Annotated in this window: 13 protein-coding genes; 1 reads left to right on the forward strand and 12 read right to left on the reverse strand. The window is 67.6% G+C overall.

Annotation, left to right across the window (positions count from 1 at the left end; all coding sequences use genetic code 11):
- Positions 1–8: 8 nt before the first annotated feature.
- The 6 genes from mtnP to POL67_RS28050 are packed head-to-tail and all read right to left on the reverse strand — an operon-like array spanning position 9 to position 4,407.
- Positions 9–887, reverse strand: a complete 879-nt coding sequence (gene mtnP / locus POL67_RS28025; protein ID WP_271922489.1) for an S-methyl-5'-thioadenosine phosphorylase — start codon at positions 885–887, stop codon at positions 9–11.
- A complete protein-coding gene (gmk, locus tag POL67_RS28030; RefSeq protein WP_271922491.1) occupies positions 884–1,513 on the reverse strand; it encodes a guanylate kinase in 630 nt (209 codons plus the stop codon). Before gmk ends, mtnP begins: the two co-directional genes overlap by 4 nt.
- A gap of 48 nt (positions 1,514–1,561) precedes the next feature.
- Positions 1,562–2,440, reverse strand: a complete 879-nt coding sequence (locus tag POL67_RS28035) for a YicC/YloC family endoribonuclease (RefSeq protein WP_136929697.1) — start codon at positions 2,438–2,440, stop codon at positions 1,562–1,564.
- Between the two features lie 20 nt (positions 2,441–2,460).
- On the reverse strand, positions 2,461–3,522 hold the full coding sequence (locus POL67_RS28040; RefSeq protein ID WP_271922494.1) for an NAD-dependent epimerase/dehydratase family protein: 1,062 nt from the start codon (positions 3,520–3,522) through the stop codon (positions 2,461–2,463).
- A gap of 37 nt (positions 3,523–3,559) precedes the next feature.
- Positions 3,560–3,877, reverse strand: coding sequence for a hypothetical protein (locus tag POL67_RS28045; RefSeq protein WP_153817484.1), 318 nt, complete (start codon positions 3,875–3,877; stop codon positions 3,560–3,562).
- A 17-nt stretch (positions 3,878–3,894) separates the two neighbouring features.
- Complete coding sequence (locus tag POL67_RS28050; RefSeq protein WP_136929694.1) at positions 3,895–4,407, reverse strand: DUF507 family protein; 513 nt, start codon at positions 4,405–4,407, stop codon at positions 3,895–3,897.
- Positions 4,408–4,599: 192 nt separating this feature from the next.
- On the opposite strand from POL67_RS28050, the gene POL67_RS28055 reads away from it, so the two are divergent.
- The gene (locus POL67_RS28055; protein WP_232379562.1) at positions 4,600–5,340 is read left to right on the forward strand and encodes a Crp/Fnr family transcriptional regulator; all 741 of its coding nucleotides are present in this window, start codon (positions 4,600–4,602) and stop codon (positions 5,338–5,340) included.
- Positions 5,341–5,670: 330 nt separating this feature from the next.
- Here POL67_RS28055 and POL67_RS28060 read toward each other — a convergent pair whose 3' ends face one another.
- The 6 genes from POL67_RS28060 to POL67_RS28085 form a co-directional block, all read right to left on the reverse strand.
- Entirely contained in the window at positions 5,671–6,750 is a 1,080-nt protein-coding gene (locus POL67_RS28060; protein WP_271922497.1) for a TIGR04552 family protein, read from the reverse strand.
- 34 nt (positions 6,751–6,784) lie between these two features.
- Positions 6,785–6,964, reverse strand: a complete 180-nt coding sequence (locus POL67_RS28065) for a hypothetical protein (protein ID WP_136929691.1) — start codon at positions 6,962–6,964, stop codon at positions 6,785–6,787.
- Positions 6,965–7,302: 338 nt separating this feature from the next.
- Positions 7,303–7,740 carry a hypothetical protein gene (locus POL67_RS28070; protein ID WP_271922500.1) on the reverse strand — a complete coding sequence of 146 codons (438 nt, stop codon included), beginning with the start codon at positions 7,738–7,740 and terminating at the stop codon, positions 7,303–7,305.
- A 48-nt stretch (positions 7,741–7,788) separates the two neighbouring features.
- Positions 7,789–8,229: a c-type cytochrome gene (locus POL67_RS28075; protein ID WP_271922502.1), complete on the reverse strand. Its 441-nt coding sequence runs from the start codon at positions 8,227–8,229 to the stop codon at positions 7,789–7,791.
- A 125-nt stretch (positions 8,230–8,354) separates the two neighbouring features.
- Positions 8,355–8,972, reverse strand: a complete 618-nt coding sequence (locus tag POL67_RS28080) for an OmpA family protein (RefSeq protein ID WP_271922504.1) — start codon at positions 8,970–8,972, stop codon at positions 8,355–8,357.
- Between the two features lie 442 nt (positions 8,973–9,414).
- Positions 9,415–10,461, reverse strand: coding sequence for a hypothetical protein (locus tag POL67_RS28085; protein WP_271922506.1), 1,047 nt, complete (start codon positions 10,459–10,461; stop codon positions 9,415–9,417).
- Between the last annotated feature and the right edge of the window lie 138 nt (positions 10,462–10,599).

Raw genomic sequence — 10,599 nt, forward strand, 5'->3', positions numbered from 1 at the left:
GGCCCCTTCTAGCACGAGAGATCCGGCAAAAGCCACGACAGCCGCGCCCGCGTCTGCTCGGGTACGAGATCACGTCGGGTCATGACCGCGTTCGCGAGCGCGCCGTGCGCCGGGCTCGTCTTGGGATCGGGGAGCGTCGACGAGAGCCCTCGCAGCGCGCGTCGCGCATACGCCACGTTCTCCCGGAGCACCGCGATCACGGCCTCGACCGTCACCGCCTCCTCGGTCGCGTGCCAGCAGTCGTAGTCGGTCGACATCGCGAGCAGCGCGTACGGCAGCTCTGCCTCGCGCGCGAGCTTGGCCTCGGGCATCGCCGTCATGCCGATCACGTGCACGCCCCAGCTCCGGTAGAGGAGGCTTTCCGCGCGGGTCGAGAACTGCGGGCCCTCCATGCAGACGTACGTGCCGCCGCGGTGGAGCTTCTTCTGCGTGCCTTGGATCGCCTGCGAAGCGGCGTCCGCGAGCGCAGCCGAGAGATGCGGGCAAACCGGATCCGCGAAGGCCACGTGCCCCACAACGCCGCCCTCGAAAAACGTGCTCGTGCGGTGCTTCGTGAGGTCGATGAACTGATCAACGACAACGAGATCTCCCGGCGGGATCTCCTCGCGCATCGATCCCACCGCGCTCACGCTGACGAGGTGCGTGGCCCCGAGCTTCTTCAGCGCGCACACGTTCGCGCGGTAGTTGATCTCCGTGGGCGAGAGCCGATGGCCTCGGCCATGACGCGGCAAGAACAGCAGCGTTGTCCCGGAGTCGCGATCGCGGCCTCGAAACACGACGTCGCTCGGCGGCCCGTACGGCGTCTCGACGTCGACCTCCTCGACGTCCTCGAGATCCTCGAGCGCATAGACACCGCTGCCGCCGATCACCCCGAGGACGTGGCTCATGCGGAGGCCCCGACCTTCCCCTCGGCGAGCATCTGCTCGCAGAGCAGCGCGTGCCGGCCGCGACGGCAGCGCTCGGCGAACACCACCGCGCGGAGCTGATCGTACGCCCGCTCGAGGTCGTCGTTCACGATCACGTAGTCGAAGAATCCGTAATGCTCGATCTCGCCCTTCGCCGCACGGAGGCGCCGCAGCGTCGTCGGCTCGTCCTCGGTGCCGCGGCCGCGCAACCTGCGCTCGAGCTCGGTGAGCGAGGGCGGCAGGATGAACACGGAGGCGGCCTCGGGCATGCGCGCCTTGATCTGCCGCGCGCCCTGGTAGTCGATGTCGAAGAGCACGCCGCGCGCCTCACGCTTGGCGATCTCGATCTCGGCGACGCTCGTGCCGTAGTAGTTGCCGTGCACCGGTGCCCACTCCGCGAAGGCGTGCTCGCCGATCATCCGATCGAACGCGTCCTTCTCGATGAAGTGGTACTCGCGCCCGTCCAGCTCGTTCGGGCGCGGCTTGCGCGTCGTGTGCGAGACCGAGAAACGCAGGTCGGGAAACTCCGCGCGCAGCCGGTTGCAGAGCGTCGTCTTTCCCGCCCCGGAAGGGGAGGAGACGATGAGGAGGAGGAAGTCGCTCACCATTCGTATCGGTCTCGTGCTGGGGTGTTGGGGCCTTGGCGCGTGTCCGCGTCACTCGACGTTCTGCACCTGCTCGCGGAGCCGCTCGAGCTCGACCTTGATGCCGACGACGATCTGGCTGACCGAGGCGTCCTGGGCCTTCGCGCCGAGCGTGTTGGCCTCGCGTACCATTTCCTGCAGAAGGAAGTCGAGCCGCCTCCCCACGGGCTCGCCTCCACTCGCAGCGAGCACGCCTTCGAGCTGATCGAGGTGGCTCCGCAACCGCGTGAGCTCCTCGGTGAAATCACTCTTGTCCACGAGGATCGCGAGCTCGAGCTCGAGCCTGCCCCGATCGACCGTGAGCTCCGCGCTGGCGAGCAGCCGCTCGAGCCGCTCGTGCAGCCGTCGCTGCGCCGCCTCGCGCAGACCGTCCGCCTGTGAAGCAATCGCCTCGATGAGGCGCCGGAGGGCCTGACATCGCCCCGAGAGATCCGCGAGCAGCGCCTCGCCCTCCGCCCGGCACATCGCGTCCATCGCCGAGATCGCAGCCTCGATCGCGCGCCGAACCGCGTCGCGCACCGCGGCGAGCTCCGGCCCCGCCGGCGGGATGAACAGATCCGGCACGGCCGAGAGCAGCGCGAGCGGAAGCTCCGCGCCCGGCGCGAGCTCGTCACGAAGCGCGAGGAGCTGGCGAAACGCCGCGCGAGCGCGCGCCACGTCGAGCGTCGCCGCCGTCAGCACCGGCCCCTCCGTGCGCACGACGAGCTCGACACGTCCACGACGCAGCCGCTCGCGCACCACTTGCTCGGCGAAGAGCGCGATCTCGGCGAGCTCCCGCGGCAGCCGCGTTCGAACGTCGAGGAAGCGCTGGTTGACGGAGCGGATCTCGGCGAGCACCCGGCCCTCCCCGAGGGTCACCTCGCCGATCCCGAACCCCGTCATGCTCCGCATGGCTCTGCCGGATACGTCGCTCACCGAAAGAGTGCAACAACGTTGGTTGCCGCACCCGTGCTAACGCCGTTCTCCCGCGTACTTTGTGCACGCCGCTCAGCCGCCCGCCGGGCCGCCTCGGCCGGACCTGCGGCCCGGAGCGCCTCGAGGTAGGCGACCGTCGGCGCGATGCCTTCCTCCCACCGCACGGAAGGCTCGTACCCGAGGATTTCCCGCGCGAGGCTCACGTCCGCGAGCGAATGCCGCACATCGCCCGGGCGGGCCGGGCCGTGCTCGACGTCGAGCGCTCTGCCGAGGACACGGCCGATCTCGACGCAAAGCGCGTTCAGCGACACACGCCGTCCGCCCGCGATGTTGACGACCTCGCCCGCGAGCTTCCGGGGCGACGCGGCGGCGAGCAGGTTCGCCCGCACGGCGTTGTCGACGAAGCAGAAGTCGCGCGTTTGCTCGCCGTCGCCGAAGATCTGGATGGGCCGACCCGCGAGCGCAGCATCGACGAAGCGCGGGATCGCTGCGGCGTAGGGCCCCTCGGGCGTCTGGTGCGGGCCGAAGACGTTGAAGTACCGCAAGCACATCGTCTCCAGGCCGTAGATCGACGAGAAGACGCGGCAATAACTCTCGCACGCGAGCTTCGTCACGGCGTACGGCGAGAGCGGCATCGGCTGCATGTCCTCGCGCTTCGGCAGGACGGGCGTCTCGCCGTAGGCCGAAGACGACGCGGCGAACACGACACGACGCACGCCGACGCGTCGCGACACGTCGAGCACGTTCACGGTGCCGCCGACGTTGACGGCGTCGCTCGTGACTGGGTCCTCGACGCTGCGCGGCACCGACCCGAGCGCCGCCTCGTGGAAGACGACCTCGACGCCCGCGGCGGCCTTGGCGACGGCCTCGGGATCACGGATGTCGCCCTCGATGCGCTCGACCGCGGCGGAAGGGGAGATCCCGTCGAGGTTCTCCCACATCCCCGTGGCGAGGTTGTCGAGCACGCGGACGCGCTCGCCCGCAGCGACGAGCGCCGCGACGATGTTGGTGCCGATGAAGCCGGCGCCGCCGGTGACCAGGTAACGAGGCGTGGACATGCCCGATTCGATGCTCGAAGGCGCAGGCGCTCGCGGCCTACTTCTTCTTGAACAGATCGTCGAGGCGGGCCTTCGACTTGGCGATCTGTGCGGACGTATCTTCCGGGACGCCGTTCTTGAACGTGAAGAACGTGCAGAAGTTCGCCTTCTCCCGGTCAGGGATGTACTCGGCGATCCGCTCCTTGCACTGGTTGTGCGCGGACGGATCCCAGTACTCGCAGTTCTTGCAGCAGTGCATGTCGACGCCGCAGTGAGGGCACGTGTCGGCGCGCTGGAGCTTCACCTCGAAGACGAGCTCGTTCTTGCACTTGTGGCAGAAGTGGCGCTTCTGCTCGACCTTCGGAATCCAGCCCATCGGTCTCTACTCTCCCCTCAAACGAGACCTTTGCGGCGCTGGATCTCGTTCTTGATCTTCTGGTACTCGACCTCCCAGGTCCGAGTCCCTTCCTGCAGGTTCTTCATCTTGTTCCGGACCTCGGCGTCGAGCTCGTCGTCGGCCGCGAGGTACTTCTTCAGCACCGGCCGCATGCGACGCCTGAGGTCGTGATCCTGGCCGTAGACCTCGTCGACGTTGCCCGAGTGCATGAGCATCTCGATGCACTGGTCTAGCAAGTAGTCGAGGATGTCTTCGCCGATCTTGATGCCTTTTTGCTCGGCGATGATCTTCCGGATCCGCCCGAGCTCCGAGGGCGGCAGGCCACGCGACTCGAGCGTGGCCTTCGACTTGTCCATCACTTCCTTTTCGGTCGCGAGGTACTGAGAAAAGACGGACTCCAGATCGCGGACCACCTCTTTTCGGTCCTCACACTCGATCTCCCCGTTGTCCGCCAGGGTTTTGACGATTTCTTCGCTGAGAGGGGCAATTTTACCGCTAAAGAGGCGCATCCAACGATCCGTAGCTTCAGGGGAGCGGGGCACCGGATCCCCGCCGACTTGGGTTCTTCGGCTGGGGCTTCGGCCCCCGAAAGGTACGGGCCGTACTTCGGAGATGTCAACGCAAGCCGCGTTCTTTTTCAGGGCCCGCACGGCGAAAAACGCACCTAGAGGAGCAGTCTCGATATGATGGGTAAGGATGCGATGGCACCGAACGTCCCGGCTCGTTCCGGCGCGGTCGGCAACGACGGGGGGCTCGATCCGGACGCACGCAAGCGGCGGATTCTGCGGCGTGGAGCGGTCGGTAGCGCGGCTTCGCCCGCGTCGCAGACCCTCCTGGCCGACGCTGGAACGATCCAGCGAGTGACGCGCGGGCGGCCGCTGGTGACCCAGGGCGACCCCGCGAACTCGGTGGTGATGCTCGGCAGCGGACGCGTCCGCCTGGTCCGGGCGCTGAACGAAGGGCACACGCTCTCGCTCGGCTACCGCGGCGCGGGCGACCTCCTCGGCGAGGCCGCGCTCGGCGGCGTCCCGAACCACCGCGAGAGCGCGATCGCCACGGAAGACGTGGAAGCGCTCGTCGTGCCGATTGCCACGATCCGCGGGCTCATGTCCTCGGATCAAGCCTTCGCGAACGCGCTGGTCGGCGCGCTCGTGGAGCGCAACGCCGAGACGGAAGAACGTCTCGCCTCGATGCTCTTCCGCAACGTGGAAGCGCGCCTCGCCGAGTTCCTGCTCAAGGCCGCCCAGCGCTGGGGCATCCCCGACCCGCGCGGCGTCCTGATCTCGGCGCCCTTCACGCACCAGGAGATGGCCAGCATGATCGGCTCCACCCGCGAGACCGTCACGCTCACCCTGGGCGAGCTTCGCCGCAAAGGCATCATCGAGGTCGACCGCCGCCGCATCGTGGTACTCGATCGCGAAGGCCTCAAGACCCGTACCTGATCGCGCTTTTGCAGCCCCTGGCGGGAGGTTGGGGCTTTGCCCCAAACCCCAGCCGGGGGCTGTCCGCCCCCGGCACCCCGGACCAGGCACGGCCTGGACCGAGGGCGTAGAAACCGCGCGACGCGCGGTTTCTACGACGGGCCCGTGGCAAGACCCTCCACCACGTCGCTAACCAAAACAGCAGCGCTGCCCTACGTGCTGGGAACGTTTTCCCTGTCGACAGCGCGCTTGCGCGCTGTCGTCCTCGGTCCAGGCCGTGCCTGGTCCGGGTCCAGGGGTGGACAACCCCTGGTCGGGTCCGGGGTGAAACCCCGGCGCAACGCTCGCCCTTCAGCGCGGCCGCTTCGTCGGAACGCGCGTCGGCGCCCGCCCGCCGAGCTTCAGCCGACGCATCACCGCCACCTTCTGACGTTCCTTGTACTTCGCGTGGCTCGCGTCTCCGAGCTCGTTGGCCGCCTCGGTCTCGCGGTCGATGAGCTGAAACTCGCAGAGCACGAACACGATCGGTCCGAGCGCCCACGCGGCCGGCGGCGCGAGCTCCATGATCTCGGGCGGCAGCCGTACCGGTAGATCCACCACGAAGTGGATCACCCGATAGCTCTGATCGCTGAACGTGTTGTTGCTGAGCGTCAGGCCGTCATCCACGCCTGCTTGCAACTCCCGAAGCAGCGTCCGCAGGAACGGGTGACGATCGCAATAACTACGGAAATGAAAGATCGTGTTCGTGCTCTGCCCGGGCACGACGTAGTTGAACGGAAACAGCCGCTCCGACAGGTAAAGCAGGATCGGCAGGATGTCGTCCGCCTCCCGCGTCACGATCCGGAACCGCAGCTTGTCGTAGATCGCTGCGGCCGTCGTGTCGGTCTTCGAGAGCAGCTTCGTGTAGAGCGAGTCCTTGTTCTTCCGCCCGCCGATGAACTCCGTGATGGGGAAGCCGGCCGCGAGCATCCCGCCCACGATCCGATAGACCTTCTCCTCCACCAGGTGGAACACATCCTGGTCGGACATCGGGATCGAGAAAAGCAGCTCGCGCCCCTCGAGGTGATGGATGATGTGCATCGACTTCAGGATCGTGCAGGCGCAGAGCTGCCTGTGACCCTTGCCCGATGCGAGCACCAGGAGCTCCTCCACGGAGCAGCGGGCGACGGGCTTGGGGATCGGGAACTCGAAGTGCCGACGTAGATAGGCGATCGCTTCGTTCTTGATCGCCTCGAGCCGCGCGCGATCGGCGGGCTCTTCGGGTCGGAATTCTTGCGCTCGCAGAAGCGTGCGCGCCTCTTCCTCGTCGCGAACGTGGAGCCTGTGCCAGTCGACGACGGAGTCGCCTCGCAGGATGAGACGCACCGCCTCGAGATCCATCAAGGAGAACTCGTCGAGGCCCTTGAGGGAGCCGACGGTGTCGTACGTCATGACCCGAGGTTAACAGCGCCGAACCGACTGCGTTTCACGCACGCGCGTTCGGCGGCGCGGGCGGCGGCGTGTTCGGCGTCCGGCCGAGCGAGAGCGTGCCAAAGAAGATGCCGATCGTCAGAACGACGACGGCTGCGTGCCCGAGATATGCACCACTGCACCCGATCGCAGCGAAGGGAGCGAGAGCGGCCAGGTACCAGGGCGTGATCTTCATCGGTCCTCCATCAGTGCAGGCGACCCGTCCCTCGGATCGCCCTCCGGCGCCGCGGCGCCGCCCCTGTCCAAGAACGACAGGGTGCGCTCATCAGCGACAGATAAGTGCATGTAGGATAAGCTGCCACACCCCAAGCCAACGGGCCAAGAAGTAGCGGTGTCTGGGGCGCCGCATCAAGCGAATTCGTCACACGTTCCGTTCCCGCACGATGCCGCACGGGTTTGCACGGCGAAATATCGAACAGATTCGTGGGCTTGACGTCGGTTTTGCAGGTCGCCTCCAGGGCGCCGAACCGTGTCCTCGGAGACGCAGGTGATGCTTGAAGGACGCTGTCTGCCTCAGCGAAGCGGCACGGTGATCTTCTCGGCGTCGCCGAGCGTCAGCGTGCGCTGGATCGAGTCGCTGCGATCCGCGCGGTCGATGCGGATGTCCAGTGCATACGAACCATCCGGCAAGTGCACGGTCGTATGGACGATTTTCGGGGCGCGGCCCGGCTCGAAACGGAACGAGCTGCCGCTGACGGCGCCCGCCTCCGCGTCCGCGCGCGACCACGTCACGTCGAAGCCGACGACCGTGCCGCTCTCCCCGTCGAGACGAAAGTCGACCGAGTGCTCCTTGGGCCAGTGCGGCGCGAGCGACAGGAACGCCGCGCCACCGCCCGCGAGCAGGAGCAACGACAAGAGCCGTCGCTTCAGCGGCGAAGGCGCGAGCAGGGGCTTTGCCGGGCCCTCGGGCTCGGGCCGCGTCTCCTCATCCGGCGTCGTTTCCCGCTGCATCGGCGCAACGTGACGACCAGGCGTGGGGAAGTCAAACCGACGTGGGGATCAAGGGGAGCGGTTCGCGCGGATGCGGCCGACGAGGCCCATGATGACCTGATCCGGCAGATTGCTGAACGCCGGCATGCGGTTGCGACCCTTGCGGATGACGTCGGCCACCTGCTCATCCGTCACCTGCGCCTGCCAGTCCGATCGCGTGAGATCCGGCGCACGCATCATCGGCCCTTGCGGCCCGTCGCCCTTGCCGCGCTGGCCGTGACAGCTCGCGCAGTTGCGCTGCCAGGCGATCTCCACGAGGCTCTGATCGGGCCCTTGCTCTGCGGAGCTGCGCGGACGCGCGGCGACCTGCCCGGGTTGTTGACCGAGGGGCTGATCGTGATCCGTCGGCTTCCACTCGCGCACGTCGCGCGAGGAGCGATCACACCCCGCCGCGAAGACGAGCGATGAGCCGAGGAGCAGCGACGTGAAGACGAACGGGCGCATGGCCATGAAGGGATGATGGGCCCGGGGCGGGTTGGCCAGCGTTTTTCGGCGGCTGGTTTCGCCTCACCCCGGGTGGCGAGAAGGAGGGCGTCAGGAAGGCGGGAGCGCGGGCGAGGGGAGATGCGGGATCGTCAGGGCGCGCAGGCGTCGAGGACCTTGGGCGCGCCGCCATCGACCGGCATCTTCATGATGGGCTTGCCGTTGATCGCCGCATTGATGAAGTCAGTGCGGCGGTTCTGGGCCTTGCCCTCGGCCGTCTTGTTGTCGGCGACGGGCTTCGTCACGCCGAACCCGACCGCGATGAGGCGCTTGCAATCGACGCCCTTGCCCACGAGGTACTTCGCCGCCGACTGAGCGCGTCGCGCGGAGAGGTCGAGGTTCTTCGCCGCGTCGCCGTCCGCGTCCGTATGCCCCTCGATGCGGAGCAGCGTCACGTTCGGCTTCGAGTCGAGGTACGACTTGACCTGATCGAGGATCGGGAAGCTGATCGGCTCGAGCTCCGCGCTGCCCGTCTTGTAGACGATGGCGCCGGGGAGGAGGAGCTTGTTGCCCTCCATCTTGACCTCGGGCGCGGGCGCCGCGGCCGGGGGCGGCGGCGGGGGCGGCGGCGGGGGCGGCGGGGGCGGCGGCGGGGGCGGCGGCGTCTCCGCACCACCACCCACGGACGCAGAGGCCGTGCAGCCAGTCATCGCGCCGAGGGCGCCGACCATCAGCACGGTGCACAGAACGGGAGCCAGGAACTTTTGCATAGAGATTGATCTCCTCCGAGAAGCACGGGCCGCGGCCAAGCCATGGTTCACCGGCGTGCAGGCAGCCGTCGAGCCGAACGGGGTCTTGGACGCGCTTCTATCAGGTTTCTTCAGAGCGGTTTGGAGTTTTTCTTTCGCCGCTCGGTCCCCCTCACCCAACGTCAGAGCGCGCAGACGCCTTACGCGTCGTGCTTCCTGCCCCTCGACGTTTTTCGCGGACCAAACGGCTCACCCCAGGCACGTTCTCGCCGCCGACGTACCAGCCACCCCCCTCATCACGAACCCCCTGACAAACCAGAGGGCGCCGCCGAACCACACGCCCTTCCCCCCGCTGGCGTGCGCCGGATGCGCCCTCTGCTCTCGACGTGGTCGATCTTCGAGGTCCACGTCGGTCGACGAGGGGCCGGGCGGCAGGCCGGCCCCTCGCGTCAGACGCGAGCCTTCACGGCATCGGGGCGCAGGGATCCGGCGGGGGCTCGCCCTTCGGCGCCACCGGGCCGAGCTGCACGGCCTTGGCGTTGAAGCCGAGGCCGATCGAGATGCCGTCACACTCGACGGCCGGATCCTGCGAGCCGTTCTTCATGATGTCGGACGCCTGGCGGATCTGGTTCAGGATGCTCTGCAGCGTCGGCGACATCGGATCGCAGAACGACTCGTCGAACGCCGCCGCGACCTTCGTGATCTCCGAGATGAGCGCCTCGGTCTCGATGACGCCGGCGATCGTGCCGTTCGTGCCGCCGTTGCGATCCGCGTCGAGGTCCACGGTGATGACCGCGCTGTTGATGTCGAGCGTGATCGAGAAGCCGCTGATCGAGAGCGAGAGCTTGACCGTGCCCTTCGTGCCCGAGACCCACGTGTTCTTCACGACGTAGCTCTTCGGGAAGACGATCTTCGCCGAGGTCGGATCCATGTCGTTGTTCAGGAGCTCGGGCAGGAGCGGCCACTGGTCGGTGCCATCCCACTTCGGCGGAGCGCCGAGGTCCGCGCCGCCGTAGAGCTTCGCCTGCAGGCCGTTGCAGTCCTCCGACGTGCCGAGCGTCGACATGTCGAGCATGATCGTGAACTCGCCGTCCGAGATCGCCTGGTTCGCCTGCGTGCTGAGGTCGGACGAGAGGCCGAGGATGACCGGCAGGATGTTCTTGCCGAACGAGTTGTCCCGGCCCTCTTCGCCGTCCGGATACACGGCCGCAGGCGAGCCGCCTGCGCGCGGCTTGCACAGGCCGACCGACGCCTTCGTCGACGCACGACCGTCGAGATCGTAGCCGTAGAACTTCCAGCCGCCCGTGGGATCGGGCGTGCCGTCGCGCTTCGTGTCGCCGAGGAAGATCTGGCTCATCGCCATCACCTTGCCCGCCCCCTCACAGGTGGACAAACCCTCGGGCTCTTCCGGCGGCGCGAGGCCCGCGGGATCCTCGGACGGCGGCGGAACCGGGGGTTTCTCCGAGACCGTGTCGGAGCCGCAACCAAGAACAGCGAGCGAAGTCGCCACAAATGCGGCGGAGAGAAGACGGGTGCGAAGCATAGAAACCTGACTCACTTTCCCGGACCCGAGCGCGGGTCGTCAAGCGCACGGCAGCTCGTCGAGTGCCCGTGGATGTGGCGCATGCTAGCCAGGGCGCAGTCGCTT

The sequence above is a fragment of the Polyangium mundeleinium genome, from assembly GCF_028369105.1.
GTDB classification, from domain to species: domain Bacteria; phylum Myxococcota_A; class Polyangia; order Polyangiales; family Polyangiaceae; genus Polyangium; species Polyangium mundeleinium.

Coding starts and splice junctions, on each gene's coding strand:
- POL67_RS28055 (WP_232379562.1), top strand. CDS start 4,600: ATGGCACCGAACGTCCCGGCTCGTTCCGGCGCGGTCGGCAACGACGGG.
- POL67_RS28035 (WP_136929697.1), bottom strand. CDS start 2,440: ATGCGGAGCATGACGGGGTTCGGGATCGGCGAGGTGACCCTCGGGGAG.
- POL67_RS28080 (WP_271922504.1), bottom strand. CDS start 8,972: ATGCAAAAGTTCCTGGCTCCCGTTCTGTGCACCGTGCTGATGGTCGGC.
- POL67_RS28045 (WP_153817484.1), bottom strand. CDS start 3,877: ATGGGCTGGATTCCGAAGGTCGAGCAGAAGCGCCACTTCTGCCACAAG.
- POL67_RS28070 (WP_271922500.1), bottom strand. CDS start 7,740: ATGCAGCGGGAAACGACGCCGGATGAGGAGACGCGGCCCGAGCCCGAG.
- POL67_RS28040 (WP_271922494.1), bottom strand. CDS start 3,522: ATGTCCACGCCTCGTTACCTGGTCACCGGCGGCGCCGGCTTCATCGGC.
- POL67_RS28050 (WP_136929694.1), bottom strand. CDS start 4,407: ATGCGCCTCTTTAGCGGTAAAATTGCCCCTCTCAGCGAAGAAATCGTC.
- POL67_RS28075 (WP_271922502.1), bottom strand. CDS start 8,229: ATGGCCATGCGCCCGTTCGTCTTCACGTCGCTGCTCCTCGGCTCATCG.
- mtnP (WP_271922489.1), bottom strand. CDS start 887: ATGAGCCACGTCCTCGGGGTGATCGGCGGCAGCGGTGTCTATGCGCTC.
- POL67_RS28065 (WP_136929691.1), bottom strand. CDS start 6,964: ATGAAGATCACGCCCTGGTACCTGGCCGCTCTCGCTCCCTTCGCTGCG.
- gmk (WP_271922491.1), bottom strand. CDS start 1,513: ATGGTGAGCGACTTCCTCCTCCTCATCGTCTCCTCCCCTTCCGGGGCG.
- POL67_RS28060 (WP_271922497.1), bottom strand. CDS start 6,750: ATGACGTACGACACCGTCGGCTCCCTCAAGGGCCTCGACGAGTTCTCC.